The sequence below is a fragment of the Chryseobacterium lathyri genome (genome assembly GCF_030812195.1).
Lineage (GTDB): Bacteria > Bacteroidota > Bacteroidia > Flavobacteriales > Weeksellaceae > Chryseobacterium > Chryseobacterium lathyri_A.
The window spans coordinates 823595-842298 of the sequence record NZ_JAUSSF010000002.1 but is presented as its reverse complement, the minus strand read 5'-3'; the positions used below and the strand labels follow the sequence as shown (position 1 = coordinate 842298).

The 18704-nt window shown below is 36.5% G+C and carries 20 protein-coding genes; 6 read left to right on the top strand and 14 right to left on the bottom strand.

Features of this window, described 5'->3' with window-relative positions:
- Positions 1-162: 162 nt before the first annotated feature.
- The 6 genes from J2T03_RS14090 to J2T03_RS14065 form a co-directional block, all read right to left on the bottom strand.
- Positions 163-945, bottom strand: coding sequence for a helix-turn-helix domain-containing protein (locus tag J2T03_RS14090; protein ID WP_307211972.1), 783 nt, complete (start codon positions 943-945; stop codon positions 163-165).
- 14 nt (positions 946-959) lie between these two features.
- Positions 960-2255: a phage integrase SAM-like domain-containing protein gene (locus J2T03_RS14085; RefSeq protein ID WP_307211970.1), complete on the bottom strand. Its 1296-nt coding sequence runs from the start codon at positions 2253-2255 to the stop codon at positions 960-962.
- A gap of 364 nt (positions 2256-2619) precedes the next feature.
- Positions 2620-2847, bottom strand: a complete 228-nt coding sequence (locus tag J2T03_RS14080; protein ID WP_307211967.1) for a DUF3820 family protein — start codon at positions 2845-2847, stop codon at positions 2620-2622.
- A 1-nt stretch (position 2848) separates the two neighbouring features.
- Positions 2849-3931 (bottom strand): AI-2E family transporter, encoded by a 1083-nt coding sequence (locus J2T03_RS14075; protein ID WP_307211964.1) that lies wholly within the window; start codon positions 3929-3931, stop codon positions 2849-2851.
- A 23-nt stretch (positions 3932-3954) separates the two neighbouring features.
- Entirely contained in the window at positions 3955-4692 is a 738-nt protein-coding gene (locus J2T03_RS14070; protein WP_306841380.1) for a beta-carotene 15,15'-monooxygenase, read from the bottom strand.
- A 72-nt stretch (positions 4693-4764) separates the two neighbouring features.
- Entirely contained in the window at positions 4765-5487 is a 723-nt protein-coding gene (locus J2T03_RS14065) for a hypothetical protein (protein ID WP_306841379.1), read from the bottom strand.
- Between the two features lie 47 nt (positions 5488-5534).
- Between J2T03_RS14065 and J2T03_RS14060 the strand changes: the two genes are divergently transcribed.
- The gene (locus tag J2T03_RS14060; RefSeq protein WP_307211960.1) at positions 5535-6512 is read left to right on the top strand and encodes an aminodeoxychorismate synthase component I; all 978 of its coding nucleotides are present in this window, start codon (positions 5535-5537) and stop codon (positions 6510-6512) included.
- Complete coding sequence (locus tag J2T03_RS14055) at positions 6496-7122, top strand: aminotransferase class IV (RefSeq protein ID WP_306841376.1); 627 nt, start codon at positions 6496-6498, stop codon at positions 7120-7122. Before J2T03_RS14060 ends, J2T03_RS14055 begins: the two co-directional genes overlap by 17 nt.
- Here J2T03_RS14055 and menD read toward each other — a convergent pair.
- Positions 7119-8795 carry a 2-succinyl-5-enolpyruvyl-6-hydroxy-3-cyclohexene-1-carboxylic-acid synthase gene (menD, locus tag J2T03_RS14050; protein ID WP_306841374.1) on the bottom strand — a complete coding sequence of 559 codons (1677 nt, stop codon included), beginning with the start codon at positions 8793-8795 and terminating at the stop codon, positions 7119-7121. The two genes, J2T03_RS14055 and menD, sit on opposite strands and share 4 nt — an antisense overlap.
- 84 nt (positions 8796-8879) lie before the next feature.
- Here menD and J2T03_RS14045 point away from each other — a divergent pair, with 84 nt between their 5' ends.
- A complete protein-coding gene (locus J2T03_RS14045; RefSeq protein ID WP_306841373.1) occupies positions 8880-9830 on the top strand; it encodes an isopenicillin N synthase family dioxygenase in 951 nt (316 codons plus the stop codon).
- 92 nt (positions 9831-9922) lie between these two features.
- Here J2T03_RS14045 and J2T03_RS14040 read toward each other — a convergent pair whose 3' ends face one another.
- A complete protein-coding gene (locus J2T03_RS14040; protein ID WP_306841372.1) occupies positions 9923-10111 on the bottom strand; it encodes a bacteriocin-like protein in 189 nt (62 codons plus the stop codon).
- A gap of 159 nt (positions 10112-10270) precedes the next feature.
- On the bottom strand, positions 10271-10540 hold the full coding sequence (locus J2T03_RS14035; protein WP_307211958.1) for a hypothetical protein: 270 nt from the start codon (positions 10538-10540) through the stop codon (positions 10271-10273).
- Between the two features lie 251 nt (positions 10541-10791).
- Between J2T03_RS14035 and J2T03_RS14030 the strand changes: the two genes are divergently transcribed.
- Positions 10792-10953 (top strand): bacteriocin-like protein, encoded by a 162-nt coding sequence (locus J2T03_RS14030; protein ID WP_306841369.1) that lies wholly within the window; start codon positions 10792-10794, stop codon positions 10951-10953.
- 89 nt (positions 10954-11042) lie between these two features.
- On the opposite strand, the gene J2T03_RS14025 is transcribed toward J2T03_RS14030, so the two are convergent.
- Both J2T03_RS14025 and J2T03_RS14020 read right to left on the bottom strand, forming a co-directional pair.
- A complete protein-coding gene (locus tag J2T03_RS14025; RefSeq protein ID WP_306841367.1) occupies positions 11043-12089 on the bottom strand; it encodes a PA0069 family radical SAM protein in 1047 nt (348 codons plus the stop codon).
- 119 nt (positions 12090-12208) lie between these two features.
- Positions 12209-12403 (bottom strand): hypothetical protein, encoded by a 195-nt coding sequence (locus J2T03_RS14020; protein WP_116012957.1) that lies wholly within the window; start codon positions 12401-12403, stop codon positions 12209-12211.
- A gap of 172 nt (positions 12404-12575) precedes the next feature.
- On the opposite strand from J2T03_RS14020, the gene J2T03_RS14015 reads away from it, so the two are divergent.
- Entirely contained in the window at positions 12576-12926 is a 351-nt protein-coding gene (locus J2T03_RS14015) for a hypothetical protein (RefSeq protein WP_307211955.1), read from the top strand.
- A gap of 62 nt (positions 12927-12988) precedes the next feature.
- Here J2T03_RS14015 and J2T03_RS14010 read toward each other — a convergent pair whose 3' ends face one another.
- From J2T03_RS14010 to J2T03_RS14000, 3 genes are read right to left on the bottom strand one after another with little or no spacing between them, the layout of a single operon-like run.
- Positions 12989-15643: a hypothetical protein gene (locus J2T03_RS14010; RefSeq protein WP_307211952.1), complete on the bottom strand. Its 2655-nt coding sequence runs from the start codon at positions 15641-15643 to the stop codon at positions 12989-12991.
- A 37-nt stretch (positions 15644-15680) separates the two neighbouring features.
- Entirely contained in the window at positions 15681-16478 is a 798-nt protein-coding gene (locus J2T03_RS14005; protein WP_306841360.1) for a DUF2797 domain-containing protein, read from the bottom strand.
- Positions 16479-16516: 38 nt separating this feature from the next.
- Entirely contained in the window at positions 16517-17575 is a 1059-nt protein-coding gene (locus J2T03_RS14000; RefSeq protein ID WP_307211950.1) for a DUF389 domain-containing protein, read from the bottom strand.
- Positions 17576-17651: 76 nt separating this feature from the next.
- Here J2T03_RS14000 and J2T03_RS13995 point away from each other — a divergent pair, with 76 nt between their 5' ends.
- Complete coding sequence (locus J2T03_RS13995; protein WP_307211947.1) at positions 17652-18674, top strand: GDP-mannose 4,6-dehydratase; 1023 nt, start codon at positions 17652-17654, stop codon at positions 18672-18674.
- The last annotated feature ends 30 nt before the right edge of the window (positions 18675-18704 follow it).

The following is an 18704-nucleotide window of genomic DNA, read 5'->3' as shown; positions in this document are numbered from 1 at the left end:
TATTAATCCTCAAATCTTTAACCGAAATAAGAATGGTTAATAAAATAGACTTCAAGCAAAAGCAGTGGCTAACATAAGCCTTCGCTAATGCTTGAAATCTTCCAATAAAATTTTTAGGTGTTTGGTTCAGCAGGACAGAAAAAATCCTACTTTACAGATAGATTAATTCGTTCTTACGAGACAGTTTACAATCTCATGTGGTTTAAAGTAGGTTTGTGCTCCAAGCATATATTCTGGAACGACTCCATCACGTCTCATTCGCCAAAATGTTGTGTCGCTCACCCCTAAAAACTCTTGCGCTTCTCTAATTGATAAAAGTTCAGGTAACATTGTTTCTTCCATAGCATTAATTCTAGCTGCCAAACAAGCTGTTTTATCCGCTAAAACCCTTTCAATGATAGAATCTAGTATTTCATCATTTGATGCGTCAGAATCGCCTGAAAATAATTCAGAATATTGTACACATAGTTTATCCAAATGCTTAATTTCTTCACTGTATTGAGCTACAAAGTAATCAATCACCTCTTTTTGGATTGGGTTAAGGTTTTCAAGTGAAGATAAAATCTCACCAATATTAATAAAATGTAGTTTTATTTCATAGGCAGTTTGTCTTTTTGTGGTTAAATTGTTAATAGTTAATAAATAATCTCTCAATTCTTTTCTGAAAACGCTGGACAACTCCGAAAAGATTAGTATGATCGCATTATTGAACATTCCAAAGTCAAAAATTGGAAGCACCCTATCGTAATTGACAAAGTACGCATGAAAAGGATTATTCCCGTCATATTCTTCTTCCAAAATTTCCGTTTCTTCGTTACAGTCAAAAAATGTCATTTGTAAACTTATTTCAGGGTGTAAAAATCCACAATTTCCGTACCTGCATACAAACCCATCAATCGACATTAAATCATACTTAAAAAGCGGATTTCCTAATAATTTATCCATTCTATATTATTTAATTAATTATTAATCATAAAGTAACTGGCTAGTGCATGAGATTGTTGCCTATCTACTTTTCCAATGTACCTAAGAAACATATCCTCAGATTTATGGCCAGTCGCCACCATTAATAAAGGGGTTGGTATTTTACCGTAATTATTACTTGCAAAGCTCCTTCTTCCGATGTGACTTGTAATAAGCTCATGTTTTGGATAATTAGCAAAGACTTTTCTTTTACCTTTTTCAATTCCTCCGTAACACACCTCGGTGATTCCTGCATCTTTACAAACGGTTTTCACTAATAAATTATACTTATCCTCATCATATTTAGCAGGAAATTGAAAACCCCTTTTATTGAGTATCTCCAAAATCTTTGGATGAACAGGTAAATGTAAAACATGGCTTGTTTTATCTTGAATAAAGTTCAAAAAGTAGCTTTCTTGATCATTATCAAGCTTTTCTTTAGTAAGCATTTCTACGTTAAATCTCATAAAGTCCGAAATTCTTTGACCACTGTACACCGAAATAATCAACCAATCACGGATATTATCTAATTCTGCATCTTCAAAAACATGAGTCTCAATAGCTTCTAATTCGGCAGAATTCAAGATTTGGAAAATCGTTTTCTCTTCTTTTGACTTAACCAATTTGATTTGAGAATGTAGCTTAATTCCATTTCTTTCCGCTTGATAGGCAATTATTCGTAGTAGTCTAAGATTTGTAGAAGTATAATTTACTGAATACCCCATCACTTCATAACAGTACTTTTCAAAATCTACTTTGAATTTCATATTAATTTCACTGAATTTTAAAGTCTTCTTTTTACTATGCTTCAAAAATTCCTTAATAATCCTTTTTAGACAGTTAATCTTAATAGTGTAGCCTTTGGAGATATCATGCTTCTTTTGCTCAATAAACATAGGACAGAATGACACAAAATCATCTGGAACAGTATTTTCCACTACAACAAGGGGATTAATTACGCTTTTCAACCACTCTGTATTAAATTCTACTCCTTCGGCTTCTTTAAAGGCTTTATCAATCTTTTTAGTCAAGTCTTGAAGTCTTTCGTTGACCTCTCGACTTTCAATAAATAAAGCCCTCGTAACCCCATCTCTTTTCTCAACCAATTTACCCTTTTGCTCGACGAAAAACCTCTCTTTCATCATTCCGTTCACTTCATCCCAACGGGATGCAATACAGGTTTCTTTAGTTGCTACTTTTAAGTCGAACGCTCGACCATTACTTACACGCACATAAATAGGCGTAATTACTTCGCCAGACTTGTGTCTGACAAAAAACTTTGTCTTTAACATAATTTACTTGGATTTAAATGTTAGTATTACCTCAAGCTTTTTGAGGAGTGCAAAGATACGAAATTTTAACAATACTGACAAATTGTCACATGTTAAAATTTGGTTAAATAAATTAATTTTCATATGATACGAGCGAATTCAAAAAATCAGCGCCAGCTTTGTTCCGACATCTTTCCGACATTTACGAAATTCAATGAAAAAATTTGAAGTTTTGAGCCGTAAATACGAAATGTAACAAAACAGAAAACCCCTGAAAAGAGCCGTCATTACACGAAACTCGTTTCAAGGGTTTTCATTTGATTTCAGGCGCACCAGTATCTTCGATGCCGCCCCTAGTTATATTTATAGTCAGAAAAGATCTTTCTTATCTTAAAGAAGCCTGGATAGGGATCAAAAGTTCCATCAGACCGTTTAATTTAATCTCGTAAATGGTTGAAAGCTGCATCCCCAATTTCCCTTTAGGCATTCCTTTTCTGTTGAACCATTCCAGGTAACTTACCGGAAGATCAGCAAGTATTGTTCCTTCGTATTTTCCGAAAGGCATCTTTACGATGCAGATTTCTTTTAATATTTCTGAATTTACACCTTCCATTTTATACAATTAAATTAACCTTTTCTTCATCATCATTATCCGGCAGTTTAAGGTCCGGTGGCGTATCTTCATCTGAAAACTCATTTCTGTAAATCTGGATCAGAAGCATGGTAAACGAAATAAGGATAGGACCGAAAATAAGCCCCATAAAACCAAATAAATTCATTCCCATGATAATTCCGAACACGGTATTCAATGGATGGATATTTTCGAGTTTCTTTAGAAGGGTGAAGCGAAGCAGGTTATCCGTAAGTCCAACCACTACTAAACAATAGACAGCCAAACCCAATCCTTGCCCTGTATTACCTTCTGCGATCATGAAAATACATACCGGAATGTACACAATAGCCGCACCTACGACAGGAACCATTGAAGCAGCAGCCGTTAAAGCAAAAAGAAGTACCGGACTAGGGGCTCCAAAGATAAAGTATCCTACCAGAGCTACAATCCCCTGCCCTAAAGCCACAACAGGAATTCCAATCGCATTGGCCATAATCAGCTTTCTCAGCTTATCGCCGATTAAAGAAATATTGGCCCTCTTTAATGGAGCGGAAGAACTAAGGATTTTCTCAAACAATCTTGGCCTGTCCAGCATAAAATAGAGAATAAAATACATGGACAATACCACAGTCAGGGTATTAAATGTCCCGCTCACTGCTGAAGTGGAAAACTTTCCCGCAGAACTCTTTACTTTATCCATATTCTCTTTGCTGAGAATATCAAAGCTTGTTTTTGAATAGATATATGAATGTATTTTATCCAGAAACACATTGAATTTTGTCATATAAACCTGTGCATTCCCCAGTTTATCAATCAGAAGGTCAGCAATAAAATAGATCGGAAGAATAAGGATAACAAGACTGGCCAGCATCAGAACAAGCGATGCCTGCCAGGGTTTCCATTTTTTTTCTTCCTGTAGATAGAAGTTATACCTTCTACAGACCACATAAATAGTGACCGCTCCAAGCACTGACGGTATGAACAGTGAAAGATTAAAACAGATCAGTCCGGTAAGCACCAGAATTATAGCCAGCAGGGCAACTTGTTTTATGGCAACATTGCTTATCTGTTTATCTTTATTCATCGTGTTTTTTCTATCTTTTTATTTTATTTCTTAAATTCGATTTGTCTAGGTTTTCCTAAAAAAGCACAGTAAGCAGAATACATGACGATCATCATGAAAGGGGCTGTTAAAATAATACCAATCCCACACAGAACTATTCCGGCAATAGAGATCAGTGCTCCCAGTACGGTTGTACCAAGAAACGTTCCGTAATTTTCTTTGGCTATGTTGAAAGACTTCCCTAATGCTTCAGTAGCCGATGCATTTTCAAATAACAAGATAGGATATCCCAATAAAAGGAAAGGATAAACAAAGATAATCGGGAAGAAGCAAAGTGCCATCGCAACACTTGAAATAATTCCTGAAAGAATACTGTAGATCAGGATATTCACAAAATTCTGCTTGTACCCGATGAATAGATCTGCAAAATCAATCTGGCTTTTAGTGTTATATTTATTCACAATGTAAATCAGTCCTACATATAATGGAGCAAGTAAAATCCCCAAAAGACCTGACAATGAAAGATAAAGCGAAAACCCCGGGGCATTCCAGTAGCTGAAACTTGAGTAATCTCCTCCCGCATCTCTCATTTCCTCCATCATAGATGCGGAATTGAACCCGCTGACAGACTGTATGATGAACCCTCCTATAAGGTAAATTATCATAGCGACGATCCCGTAAAGGAAAACGCCTTTATACATTTCAAAAGAATGCGAAATAATAGATCCTGTATCCTTATTTGGAACGGATCCCTGCTGATCAAATTCATTAAATTCTGACATAGTTTAATATTTTAATGGTTTCACCAAATTTAACTTTTTTTGGCATAAAAACATATTAAACCTTTTTAAAATTTAACTTTTTTCCGAGAAAACCGTTTTATACAGTGAGTAAATCATTGCGTTCCAAAACGGAAATGTAAAGAGTCCCCCTATAAAAAACAATGCAAATCCGATATACTTAAAGAAAACCGCCACAATAACGCATACGAGTATTTCTAAAAAATATTTTCTTAATGCCTGCAGGTTCAATGAAATTGCTTCGAAAATCCTCTTATTGGTAAAAAACATGAGCGGGGCTACAAAAATGGTGACAAACACCCATATAACGGCAAGGATAATGGTCTGAAATGTATAAATATAGACAAATGACCAGAAAATATAATATCCTATATATTTGAAAAAATTAAATCCGTTGTAGCCCACAAGAAGATCGCCCAACTCCAGTTTTTCATTTAGGTCAATTTTCCTGTAAATCTGATAAAACCCGATATTAAGGGGGTAAAGAAAAATAGAAGTCCCTATAATAGCCCAGGAAAAATATTGAAACCCCGGGTTGGACTGCATTTTCAAAACCTGTGCAGAATATGCTTCTACTCCATCTTTTGCATATTTTGCGGCTTCTGCATACTGGGCCAGGATACCATATCTTCCGTCAAAGAAGAAAAAGACAGTAAAAAAAATTCCAAAATAAAAAATTGAAAATACTAACTGAAAGAAAAGAGTCTTATTCCAATAGAAAAAAGCCTGCTTCAATATAAAATCTATTCCCGGTTTCTGAGGATATCTGCTCTGCATTTAAAAAAATTTCTACAAAAGTAGTCATCATTAATTATTTTTGCAGGATGTTTTCAATGAATCATCAAAAATTTATGGAAATGGACGAACTTTCCCTTCAGAAGGTTCCGTACTTTTTCATGATCGATTTCCTTGCGGAAAATGTAGAGGTCTATAAGGAAAATGAGATTAAAGAATCAGGCTTGTTAATTGATTTTCAAAGCTTTTCAAACTCAAAAGAGAAATACGCTCTCAATAAAAAAATCGAATGGACTCCATTTCCGGAAACGCTTGAAAGCTTTAAAGAAGGATTCGACAAAGTTCAGAAAAATATCCGCCTTGGAAACTCTTACCTTGCAAACTATACCAGAAAGACCGAAGTTCAGACGAATTTAAGCCTTAAAGAAATTTTTTATCATTCAATTGCAAAGTACAAAGTGTTTTATAAAGATTTTTTTGTATTTTTTTCTCCTGAAACTTTTGTAAAGATTGTTGACGGCAAAATCTTGACCTATCCCATGAAAGGCACTATTGATGCATCATTGGAAAATGCAGCTGAAATTTTGAAAAACGATAAAAAAGAAAAAGCAGAGCATTATACAGTCGTGGATCTTCTCCGGAATGACCTCAGTATAGTTGCAGATGATGTAAAAGTTGATCAGTTCCAGCATATAGACCTCATCAGGACGCAGCAAAAAGACCTGTATGCCATGAGTTCTGAAATTTCAGGGAATGTAAAACCTGAGTTTGCAGGAAAAATAGGCAGCATAATGAAAAAACTGCTTCCCGCCGGATCAATTCTAGGAGCACCCAAACCTAAAACGCTGGAAATAATCTTAGATGCGGAAGGGTATGACAGAGGCTATTATACCGGAGTATGCGGTTGGTTTGACGGTGAAAATCTTGACAGCTGCGTAATGATCCGCTTTATTGAAAAGGAAGGCGACCAGCTTTATTTCAAAAGTGGTGGCGGTATAACCCATATGAGCAAATTAGAAGACGAATATCAGGAAATGAAAAATAAAATCTATGTCCCAATTCATTGAAAGCATAAAAGTAGAAGACCAGGAGATTTTTCTTTTGGAACTACACCAAAAACGTATTAACCAGACTTTTGCCCATTTTGGGAAAGAGGGCTCTATCGACCTGGCCAAGATCTTCAAAAATCTCGAACATGATGAAGATGGTCTTTTTAAACTGAGACTCTCCTATGACCTGGATAAAAGGGTACGGACGATGATGATCCCATATGCCATTCCTGAGATACAGAGCTTCCAGCTGGTTGAAAACAACAGCTTTGACTACTCTTTCAAGTTTGAAGACCGCAAAGAGCTGGAAAAAATGAAAATGAAATCAAAAGCTGAAGAGATCATCATTGTGAAAAACAACCACATTACCGACACTTCTTTTTCCAATATTCTTTTCCTAAAAGGTAAGGACTGGTTTACTCCGGCCACCTATCTTCTGAACGGTGTACAGAGACAGAACCTCCTAAAACATAAAAAGATAAAGGAAACCGAAATCACCCTTCAAAATATTAAGCAGTTTTCTCATTTTCAACTGATTAATGCCCTGAATGACTTTGATGATATGTTTATTTATCCTATTGACAAGATTACAAATTTACCCGGGAACGAAGAATATCTTGACCTTTAATTTCCCTTCATGAATTCAAAATAAGCTTTCTGAACATCCGCACTGTTTTTCCCGTATGTATTTACTTCAAGGATTTTTGGCTGAAGGTCCGGTTTAAAGAAATTCTCCAGAACCCTGTCCAGCGTAGGCTCGTCTTCTACTTTAATGTAAGAGAATCCGAAATGTTTCGCCAGATGTTCTGCATGTTTGCGGTGTTTTGTTGCTATAAATTCATCTAAAGTATTAGGATTTGCGTTGCCTGGTCCCGGAATGATTTTAAAGATATTCCCTTCACCGTTATTGAAAATAATAATTCTTACAAACGGTGGAATATATTGGTTCCAAAGCCCATTAATGTCATAGAAGAATCCTAAATCTCCCGTAATAAGCAAAGTAGGGTTCGCATTTTTTATGGCAAAGCCCATCGCTGTAGAAGTAGAGCCATCTATACCGCTTGTTCCTCTGTTGCAGTACATTTTCCTTTTTCCAAAATCAAACAGCTGTGCATATCTTATCGCTGATGAATTACTGAAATGGATATTATAGTTTTCAGGAATGGTCTGTGAAGCTTTATTAAAGAAATAAAAATCTGAAAATTCAGCCTTATTCAGGAACTGCTCATGTCTGGCGTCCTTTTTATCCCTTAAAACATCCCAAAGATTAAAGTAGGCTCTCGGCTCAAGGTTAATAAACTTCAAAAGTTTGGAAAAGAAAACCTCAGGCTTCACTTCAATCTTTTCAGTCAGAGAGAAATAAGTATCCGGCTGCCATACTTCATCCAGGTGCCAGTGCTGCTTCGGGCGGGCATTTCTCAGGAACTGCTTTACTTTTTTGGAAACCACATTCTGCCCTACCGTGATCAGAAGATCCGGAGCATAGGTTTTATAATCCTCTTCGGTAAAATTAAAGATATAGCGGTCAATATGTCTGAAAAATTTCTCATGATACAGGTTGGAATTAGCTTCACTCAATACAACAACAGAATGGTTTTTCACCAGCTGTGTCAATTGGTTTTCCAGTTCAGGGCTGTGATCTTTGGTTCCCACCAGAATCATAATCCTTTGAGAAGTATGCCAGTCTGCGATTAAATTGGATGGCACTTCATATTCCTTATGCCTGATCGTTTTTTCAACAGTAGGAAAAGAGGGAAGTTCTGAAACCAATTCGTACAATGGCTCCTCTAAAGGAATGTTGATATGTACCGGTCCCTGTTTTTCAAAACAGAGCTCGATAGCTTTTTTAATAATGTCAAAATTAACGTCCTCTGCATTTTCTTTACTGTCTTCCAAGAGCTGAAAGTCTCCATAAGAATGCTGATGAAAAATATCTTTCTGCCTGATGGTCTGCCCGTCAAAAATATCTACAAAATCTGTAGGCCGGTCGGCAGTGAGGATCAAAAGTGGAATATTCTGATAGAAAGCTTCTGTAACTGCAGGATAATAGTTTGCCACTGCAGAACCGCTGGTACACGTTATTGCTACCGGCTTTTTCTCACTTTTAGCCATTCCTATTCCTACAAAAGCTGCACTTCTTTCATCTACAATACTGTAACAGTTGAAGGTGTTAATTTCTGAAAAATGAATAGCCAAGGGAGCATTTCTGGACCCCGGGGAAATGATGACATCTGAAATTCCGTACTGCTGAAGAAGATGGGCAAGTATCTGAATACTTCTCTTAGAAGAATATTTTTTCATACAGCAAATTTAGCTGATAAATACTTATTTTAAAATCATTTCATTTAAAAAATATGTAATTTTGTGATTCGTAAATTTCTAAAAATGGATAAAATACCTAGTGTAGACCTGCGTGATTTCCTTTCGGACAACCCGGAACGCAAACAGAAATTTGTAAATGAAATCGGAAAAGCTTATGAAGAAATTGGTTTTGTTGCCTTAAAAGGCCATTTTCTTGATGACAAACTAGTAGATGAACTCTACGGAGAGGTTAAAAACTTTTTTGACCAGCCAGTAGAAACGAAGCAGAAGTATGAAATTCCAGGAATCGGTGGCCAGAGAGGCTACGTAGGATTCGGTAAAGAGACCGCTAAAGGTTTCAAAAAAGGTGATTTAAAAGAATTTTGGCATTTCGGACAGTATGTGTCTGATGATTCAAAATACAAATCCCAGTATCCTGACAACGTAATCGTTGAGGAACTTCCAAAGTTCAATGAAGTAGGTAAAGAAGCTTACCAAATGCTTGAAAAAACAGGTCAGTATGTATTAAGGGCTCTGGCTCTTTATCTTGGTCTGGACGAGTTTTATTTTGATGATAAAATTGCTGAAGGAAACTCTATTTTAAGACCTATCCACTATCCCCCAATTACTCAGGAGCCGGATGATGCGGTAAGAGCTGCTGCTCATGGAGACATTAACCTGATCACTCTTTTGATGGGATCTCAGGGAAAAGGTCTTCAGGTGCAAAACCACAACGGAGAATGGATCGATGCAATTGCAGAACCGGACGAATTAATGATCAATGTTGGAGACATGCTGTCCAGACATACCAACAACAAGCTGAAATCCACCATTCACAGAGTAGTTAATCCTCCGAGAGAATTATGGGGAACTTCAAGGTACTCTATTCCGTTCTTTATGCATCCGGTGAGTGAAATGTCATTGAATGCCCTTGAAAACTGTATTGACGAAAATAATCCTAAGTTATACGAAGATACGACTGCAGGAGAATTTTTACATGAAAGACTTATTGAATTAGGACTTATCAAAAAGTAATATAAAAAGTCAATAATTGATCTGTATTTGATATCATTATCACACGATAGCTTCAGATTAATTATTGACTTTATTTTTATACAGGCAACCGGTTAGAAGCCAAGCCCGCAAGGTGTCAGCTCACAGGACAGGCTACAGCTGTTAAACCGGTAACATGCCATACCCATATTGTTCAATTCTGCACAGGGATCTTCAAATGTATCTCTTATTTCAAAACATTTTTTTGATCCTCCAATGATCTCTTTCAGATCTTTTCTCTCAATTTTCTTTAGATTTTTCATAGTTATAGTTTGTATTAATTACTGATGATGACAGGAGCAGAAGAGAAAGACAGAAAGCTGTTATTTGGACAGCTATTCTATGCTTCAAAGTCTTCAATAAACCGTAATTATGATCCTATTAAAGTTCCCATCTCCAAGCTTCCTTTTAAACTTATTAAATTATCCTGTTATACAATAAAATTCCGGACATGGAGTGGTCTGCGTAAAAGTTCCCCATGGGCAAATACATGTATAGGTATCACCACCAGATCCAGGACCGCCGCCAGTTCCCGGATCTACATACGGAACACATTTTCCACCAGAGCATATCTGTCCTGCAGAGCACCCGCCTGTTCCCGGACCTTCGCCCTCAAAACAGAAAGAAGGAGTGAGATCTCCGGCAGAAATCCTCTTTTGATCTCCCCGTGAAAGTCTTTTTAAATTTTTCATAGTTATTTGTTTTTATACTTCCTACTCTATCAGCTTTTCGGATACCGCTTTGATTAAACTAAAATTAAATATTTTTTGTTAATAATCAAAGACTTAACCCATATTATTCACTATGTAATGAGATTTAAGGCATTTTATTTTTGCTATTCCTATTATCACAAAATTTAATAGTAAAAACCTACCACATTTCATTTTAGTTAAAAATATTTTAATTATATTTATCTTACTATCAAATTTTTAATTAAAACAGTATGAAAAATTTAAAAAAACTAAACAAAGGCCAGTTAAAAAGTATCTCAGGAGCAGGAGGAATTAAACTTCCGGAACCGGAATTCTGTATGTATTATTGCAGCGGAACTGTAATCTGTGCAGCCTGCAGTGACGATTTCCAATGCCCGGATGACACAATGTGATATTGAAGTCAAACAAATAAGAAGACCGTTCCTTTTGGAGCGGTTTTTATTTTACAGAGGTTTTTTGGCTGAAGACAATGATTTTAAACTCAATCGAATAACCTCAATTGCTGATCTTTAGTTCCGGTAAAACTCGCTGTAGAAAGCTTGGGAAATTCTCTCCCTTCAAAAAATTTCTTCCTTCCGATTTTAAATGTATCATGAATCATTTCAGCGATATTCCCCTCACCGCTCTGCCTTTCAAAGTATCTTTTATCGCCTAATTTTCCGCCACGCATGGAGCGGATAAGGTTTAAAACTTTTTGTGCCCTATCCGGGAAATAAGTCTCAATCCAATTGACAAAAACAGGTTCTACCGTATCATTCAGCCTTACCAGCGTATAACCGAAACTTAAGGCTCCTGCATCTGAAATGGCTTTTAAAATGCTTAAGGGCTCATCACTGTTCAGACCGGGAATAATGGGCGCCACCATGACATGCACAGGAATTTTGTTTTCTGTAAGAATCTCAACGGCCTTCAATTTATTTGGTGCCGAGCTTGTTCTCGGTTCCATTTTCCGTCTAAGATCCTCATTAATAGTAGGAATGCTAAGTGACACAGAGACCAGATTCTTCTCCGCCATAGGTATTAGAATGTCCAGGTCTCTCAGAACAAGTGCATTTTTTGTCAGAATATTGACAGGATGCCTATAATCCAGACAGACCTGGAGCAATTTTCTGGTGATTTCAAACTGTCTTTCTGCAGGCTGATAGCAGTCGGTGTTTCCGGAAAGCAAGATAGGCGCCGGTTTATAACCTCTTTTCCGGAAAAATTTCTCTAACAGTTCAGGAGCATTTTTCTTCACCATTATTTTTCTTTCAAAGTCAATTCCCGCACTATATCCCCAGTATTCATGGGTGGGTCTTGCAAAGCAGTAGGAACATCCGTGTTCACAGCCCTGATATGGATTCATGGAATATTCCATCGGGAGGTCTTCACTTTTCACCTGATTCACAATGGTTTTCGGAAAAACTTCCGTAAAAGAGGTTTTAACAGTTTCAAAATCTTCATTATCCGGCTCATAGGTATACCTGTCGAAACGGTTGACTACGTTTCGCTGCGCTCCCTGTCCTTTTATGAATTTTTCGTCCTGCATTGTCGTGTAAAATTAAAATGGATTTTTATAAAATAATGAGTTTTAACATTAAAGTTATCCACAAAAAATCCGGCCCCTTTATTGGAGCCGGATTTACATAATTAAAATATATTCTTTTACTACTTCAGTGCATAAAATTCCACTCCGTGATATTCATCGTCGTGGTTTTTTTCATCAAAATGCCTGTGATAATCCGAATAGGTATCACTATATTTTTTATCTTTTTTTGTCAATATCTTTTTCAGTCCAATAAAACCTAATACTGCCAAAAGACCAACTCCTCCTGCCAGTAATACGCCAACTTCTTTTTTCATATTTTGTCCGATTTATTAATATAACTATTGCAAAAAGTATACCTATTTTCTTTTTTCAAATTATAAATTTTGTTAACATTAGGCATTATTTCAATGAAAGATGTAATTGTCTTTTTCTTTAATTTAGCCAATCAATGGTTTAATTATTGTAGTACTTTTAAAAAGTAATATTATGGATAATTCAGAAAATATAGACAGAATGACAACTTTGAGCCAGGTCATGAACACTCTTTCAGAAAGAGGAATTCATAGAGAGTTCAGAATGAATGAGGCTTGTGAGATGAAATTTGAAAATTCAGAGAAAATATATCATCCCTCTGAGTTGACTATTTTAAAAACATACCGTTTTGAAGGGGATAGCAATCCGGATGATAATGCAGTATTGTACGTTGTAAAGGACGATGCAGGAAATCACGGAATGATTATAGATTCTTACGGAGCAGAAAGCAATTATCCAGGTGAAAAGTTTGATGAGTTTTTAAGAAATATTCCTATCCAGGAAAGCGATGAATTTAACTTTTAATTTTCTTTTGATAAAGAGAATTAATTTTCAAGGCTTTAGACTTTAAAAATATAATCCCGGAATTACTCAGTTCCGGGCTTTTCTTTTTTCCTGAAGACATTTTTTAGAAACCCTTTCTTTTCCTTTTTCTCTTCCTGTGGTTTAAGTTCTTTCTTGGCTTTAATCTCCTGTTTTACCTCTTTTACTGTTTCTTTCACTTCTTTTACTGAAGAAACTGCGCTTTTTACAGTTTTTTCAGTTTTATCAATATTCCGTCCTATTAACGTTTTCTTCAGTCCCTGCTCAATTCCTTTCCAGAAAAGATTAAAAAACGATTTTGTAGGGTCCCGCTCAACATTTTCCACCGCTACAGCTTCCGGAAACTTTCCGGAGTTGGATATTATAAAAAGGTTGGCAACAGCTGTCAGCACTCCTTTTTTCTCACGATTATCCTTATTGAGAACAGCAATTTTGAGGTCTTTATGTTTCAGGTTGAATGTTCCGTTTATTCCCGCAGGATTCCCTTTGAAATTAAACAGCATTTCCTGGATTGTTCCTGAAGTGGCTGTGACATGAAGATAAGGCCTGATGAACGGATTAATTCCGCTTGCAGGAAGATTGGACGTTCTCCCGGAAATTGAAAATCTGTCATTGTGATCCGCCACATCAAAGCCCCAGTTCACAGAGAGCGGGGCAAGGTTCATAAACGAACAGTTAATCCTGATGTCTACTTTTGTAGGTTTTCCTTTTGTTTTGGCAGAATTAAGATTTTTAACGTTCATATTAAAACTACTGAATGTGAGTTTTCCAGGTCCTGCACTTTCCGGAGTATCTTCTTCATAGACCAGAACTGAATTTTTCAGATCAAGATTATTGACGGTCACTGGAATTTTTATGGACCGGAGCAACTTAGAATACAAAGGTTTTATTTTAGGATCATCTTTCGGGATCTTACTTCTGAAAATATTGGCATCTGCAGAAAGAACAGTCATATTTGAAGCATGGATCGATTTATTATCCGAAAACAGATCCCAGCTTCCATCTGCGGTTATCTGCGCCGCCTTGAGGTCGTACAGATCACGTTCAACAGGTATCATTCTGATAAATTGAGCTCTTGAAACGAGAGGCTTCATGACAAAGTTATTAATCTGGATCTTATTTTTATTTAATTTTAAAAGACCTACACTTAAATTATAGAATTGTGTTTTATAGGCAAAGTTTCTAGTTGTGAGAAAATAATCTTTAATTTTTAAAGAGAGTCCCTGACTGTTAGGTTTTCGAGTTATTTCAATGGCATTGACAGTTGCATTAAGGTCATGAAATGCCAATGGCTGCATTCCTTTGTCATAAACAATATCAGAATTTTTAACGGTCATTTTCCGGACTAGTACCGACTGTATGATTCCCGGACCTGGTTTCTTTTTAACCTTGTTTCCAGCAGCCTTAATTGTTCCGTTTACATTCTCAACAAGAACATCTTTAAGGTCCAGATTAAGTTTTCTTTCAATAAATTCAAATTTATTAATGTTAAATGCAATATGACCGGTTTGTAGATCCATAGAACCCCTTTCTTCTGCCGCCTTCATTCCGGGAGAGAGAATTAAATTCCTGATTTCGCCACTTTTGGGGTTTAATGCAAAGCTCTCAACGGCAAAGTTCCGGTGATTTGAATATTGTATATCTTTTCCTGAAAAATGAAAATCTTTATATCCAACAGGAATTACTTCTGCTGCAGTGACCTTATCAAACTTCAGCTGATTGACTTCTACATTCAGTGTTCTTGCAAAAAGCAGCCTGCTTCCGTCAGGTTTATTGATCAGTACAGAGAGATTGTTAAGCTGCACATCTTCCAGATTGACCTCAAAATTCAATTTTTTTTCAGCCTTTTGAAGCTTTACTCCGGTATTATGTACGGTAAGAACCGGATTTTGAAAATCAGCATTGGCCAGTGAAATCTTGTTCTTCTTTAAAACCACATCTTTAAAATCCATCTTTGGAATGGAAAACTCAAACAGCTTAGGTTTCTTTGGATAGAATCTTTTAAACTGTTCAAAAGAGAGCAGAGGAATCAGGCGAAAATTTCCGACCGACATTTGTCCGTTTGATGTTGCAATATTGCTGATTGTAATGGCATAAACATTATCCGGGCGGAAAAAAAAACTCTTCCCTTTGATATCATAGCGGTCAAAAACTACCGGAAGTTTATCCTCTACAGACTCTTCAGTCATCTGAAGGTTTTCTACAAAAAGATCGAGCTGCTGAACGGACAGGAATTTCTGTTTGGTATGCTTGAAAATATTAATGGTTCCCTTATTGATTCTTATATTTTCAAATAAAACCGGATTTTGTTTTTTCCCTGTTTTACGATCGACAGGCCTTGCAAGGCTGATGTTTAAATTAGGCTTAGCCAGCAGGAGATCCGATGAGCTGATCCTTTTATTAAAAACAGCATCATAAATCCCGAAACGGCTGATCTTTATGGTATCAATTGTTCCCTGTAGCCCAATTACGTTGGTATTTTGGGGATCTTTACTGTTTACTGTTATTCCTGCCGCAAAAATATTTCCCGAACCAAGATCTACATCCAGTTTTTTATAGGAAACCTTATAGTCAGTATTATTCTTTATATATTCAGGAAGCTGGGTTTTAAGCCAGATATTCAACCCGAAATTTGCAGCCAGAAGAATGAGCAGCAGAATTCCAAGGCTTATCAATAACTTTTTAACCCATTTTTTCATATTTGTGATTTGGTTTTCGTTATTTTAAATATAAGGATTAATTTTTTATTTCCAATTCTATCACATACCCTTCATGTCCTCTTACATTCATAAAATCTCCACCACTAAAGCTTAGATACTGTCCTTTGATCCCTGTGAGCCTTCCTGTAAACTCCGGTTTTTTGTCCAGCGTGAAAGAAGTTACTTTGGCGGGTTTCTCAAAAGGATAATCAAATTTCCATAAGTTTTCTCCTTCACTGTAGAATTTCTGAAAATCTTCGGGAAAATGCTGCCTGATCTTTTGCTGAAAGTCGGCAAGATCCATTTCTCCCTCAAAATCATCCTGAAGCATTTTTTTCCAGTTTGTTTTATCAGGAAGATGCTCTTTTAGGGCAACTTCTATCATTCCTGCTTCATACCGGTTCTCTGTTCTGGCGATCGGAAGGGCAAAAGTGGCTCCCTGGTCGATCCATCTTGTCGGGATCTGGTTATTTCTCGTTACGCCGACTTTTACATCACCGGTATAGGCAAGATATACGGTATGAGGCTGCAGCTGGATTTGTTTTTCCACCTCCAGGTCACGTTCAGCAACCCCCAAATGAGCTGTGGAAAGCTCGGGGCGAATAATTGTATCACTGGCATAAGGACTTTCAAAGAAGCAATTCTTACAGAACCCCATTCTATAAACAGGCTTGTTTTCTCCGCAGTTAACACACTGAAAACCTGTATGTTTTATTCTTAATTCTTTTCCAAACAACTCATTCATATGGATAAGATCGCCCGAAAGATTGAGATAATATTGAATTGGCTGTGCATCGAAACTCGTCATTTTTAAAATTTGCCCTTGAAACTGCATAATTGTTCTGTTTATAAGTAAATATATTAAAATTAAATTTATTTGATTTTATTCTGAGATTTCATCCTGTCTATTTCGTTTTTCAGTGCAGTTATTTGACTCTGAAGTTTTTGCAGCTCCGGATTTTCAGAACTTCTTACCCCTGGCGAATATTGCCATATCAGGTGGATATCTTTTACCAGCTCATTGTGGGCATCCAGCCTTTTTTTACTGATCGTGACACTGTCATTCAAAAGGGTTATCCTCAAGAAATCCTGATCGTTTTCTTTAAACGCTTCGTAGTTAATAATAGCCAGTTCCGAATGATTTTCTTTAATGTCTTTAATATAATTTTCCGCCCGTTCTTTTAGCCTTTCCTTTTCCCACTTCTTTTTTGTAAGAAGAATACTAGGAAATAAGATAACAATTGAAAGCAAGCTAATCAACCCAGAAATTTTACGGTTATGAGATTTATCCTTTATTCTGTAATATCTCTGGTAGCCTAAAAATATACTTAATATCCAGGTTCCTACTCCTATAAAAAAGCAATTGATAAGATAAAAATAAAAGCCTCCCCAAAAATACTCCCAGTTTCCATTTGCTATTCCAAAACCGGCTGTACAAAGAGGCGGAATACATGCCGTGGAAACCGCAACCCCCGCAATTACCTTTACAGCTTCTTTCCTGACAATTCCCAGGAACCAGGCAAGGCCCCCTAATAAGGCCAGAAAACAATCAAAAATCGTAGCGGTCTTAAAACTTTCCAATTGTGAAGTCTCAGAATGGAAAGGAGAAATAAGAAAATACAGAGCAGAGGAACAAATCGCAACAACAATCATCAGTACCCAATTGATAATTCCCAATCTTATCAGCCTCCTGTTTCCTGTAGAAAGACCAAAGGCCATTCCCACAATGGGGCCCATTAACGGAGAAATAAGCATCGCACCAATAACAGCTGCTGAACTGTTGATATTCAGACCGATACATGCAATTCCCATAGAAATTACCAAAAGCCATAAATTGTGTCCCCGGAAATAAATTCCTTCTTCTATTTCCTGGAATGTAAATTCTTCATCTTCTTCCTTGGGTAATACAAATAGTTTTCGGAAATTGATCATTGATTATATTTTCTAACAAAAGTATGAAAACAGCATTCAAGTATTATTAATAAATTTGCCCATTAAAAATCCACAAATGATTTATCTTGTAACTGGCGGAAGCGGCTTTATAGGTTCACACTTAATAGAACGATTATTAAGGAATGGACATTCTGTCATAAACGTTGACAATTTTGATGATTTCTATAATTATCAGACAAAAATTAAAAATACATTAGAGTCTATTGACAAAATTTCGGATTTTGAGTTTACGGACAAAGAGACTGATATCAGGCATTTAGCCACTATATCCCAGTCGGACAGGTATCAGATGTATTATCAGGATATCCGTGATAAAAAAGGGCTTGAAACTATTTTTAAAAATCACAAAATCGACCTTATTATTCACCTTGCAGCCCTTGCAGGAGTACGCCCATCCATTGCAAGACCCTTGGAATACGAAGAGGTGAATGTACGCGGGACGATGAATCTTTGGGAACTCTGCAAAGAATTTAATATCAATAAATTCATATGTGCATCTTCGTCAAGTGTTTATGGCAACAATGAAAAGACTCCATTTTCAGAATCAGATAACGTAGACCATCCCATCTCACCGTATGCTGCAACCAAAAAAAGTGGTGAAATCTTAGGACATGTTTATCATAATCTGTATCATATAGATATGATCCAACTTAGGTTTTTCACTGTATATGGCCCCAGACAGAGACCTGATCTTGCTATTCATAAATTTACAAAACTGATCTCGGAAGGACAGGAAATTCCATTCTACGGTGACGGAAATACAGCAAGAGACTACACGTATATTGATGATATTATCGACGGAATCACGAAATCCATCCTCTATTTAGAAACCCATTCCGGAGTTTATGAAATTATTAACCTTGGAGAAAGTGAGGTGGTTACTTTATCCGAAATGTTATCTACAATAGAAACTACCCTGGGAATTTCTGCCACGAAGAAAAACCTGCCAATGCAGCCGGGAGATGTCCAGAAAACCAATGCAGATATCACAAAAGCAAAGGCATTAATTGGTTACAAACCAGACACAGACTTCCAAAATGGCATAAAAAAATTTGTGGAATGGTTTTTGAGAAAATGACATCATGTAACTTGCTGACACAGCTGTAAT

Coding starts and splice junctions, on each gene's coding strand:
- J2T03_RS14090 (WP_307211972.1), bottom strand. CDS start 945: ATGGATAAATTATTAGGAAATCCGCTTTTTAAGTATGATTTAATGTCG.
- J2T03_RS14070 (WP_306841380.1), bottom strand. CDS start 4,692: ATGTCAGAATTTAATGAATTTGATCAGCAGGGATCCGTTCCAAATAAG.
- J2T03_RS14040 (WP_306841372.1), bottom strand. CDS start 10,111: ATGAAAAATCTAAAGAAAATTGAGAGAAAAGATCTGAAAGAGATCATT.
- J2T03_RS14010 (WP_307211952.1), bottom strand. CDS start 15,643: ATGAAAAAATGGGTTAAAAAGTTATTGATAAGCCTTGGAATTCTGCTG.
- J2T03_RS14035 (WP_307211958.1), bottom strand. CDS start 10,540: ATGAAAAATTTAAAAAGACTTTCACGGGGAGATCAAAAGAGGATTTCT.
- J2T03_RS14030 (WP_306841369.1), top strand. CDS start 10,792: ATGAAAAATTTAAAAAAACTAAACAAAGGCCAGTTAAAAAGTATCTCA.
- J2T03_RS14080 (WP_307211967.1), bottom strand. CDS start 2,847: ATGGAAGGTGTAAATTCAGAAATATTAAAAGAAATCTGCATCGTAAAG.
- J2T03_RS14020 (WP_116012957.1), bottom strand. CDS start 12,403: ATGAAAAAAGAAGTTGGCGTATTACTGGCAGGAGGAGTTGGTCTTTTG.
- menD (WP_306841374.1), bottom strand. CDS start 8,795: ATGAAAAAATATTCTTCTAAGAGAAGTATTCAGATACTTGCCCATCTT.
- J2T03_RS13995 (WP_307211947.1), top strand. CDS start 17,652: ATGATTTATCTTGTAACTGGCGGAAGCGGCTTTATAGGTTCACACTTA.
- J2T03_RS14005 (WP_306841360.1), bottom strand. CDS start 16,478: ATGCAGTTTCAAGGGCAAATTTTAAAAATGACGAGTTTCGATGCACAG.
- J2T03_RS14015 (WP_307211955.1), top strand. CDS start 12,576: ATGGATAATTCAGAAAATATAGACAGAATGACAACTTTGAGCCAGGTC.
- J2T03_RS14085 (WP_307211970.1), bottom strand. CDS start 2,255: ATGTTAAAGACAAAGTTTTTTGTCAGACACAAGTCTGGCGAAGTAATT.
- J2T03_RS14025 (WP_306841367.1), bottom strand. CDS start 12,089: ATGCAGGACGAAAAATTCATAAAAGGACAGGGAGCGCAGCGAAACGTA.
- J2T03_RS14060 (WP_307211960.1), top strand. CDS start 5,535: ATGTTTTCAATGAATCATCAAAAATTTATGGAAATGGACGAACTTTCC.
- J2T03_RS14055 (WP_306841376.1), top strand. CDS start 6,496: ATGTCCCAATTCATTGAAAGCATAAAAGTAGAAGACCAGGAGATTTTT.
- J2T03_RS14065 (WP_306841379.1), bottom strand. CDS start 5,487: ATGCAGAGCAGATATCCTCAGAAACCGGGAATAGATTTTATATTGAAG.
- J2T03_RS14000 (WP_307211950.1), bottom strand. CDS start 17,575: ATGATCAATTTCCGAAAACTATTTGTATTACCCAAGGAAGAAGATGAA.
- J2T03_RS14075 (WP_307211964.1), bottom strand. CDS start 3,931: ATGAATAAAGATAAACAGATAAGCAATGTTGCCATAAAACAAGTTGCC.
- J2T03_RS14045 (WP_306841373.1), top strand. CDS start 8,880: ATGGATAAAATACCTAGTGTAGACCTGCGTGATTTCCTTTCGGACAAC.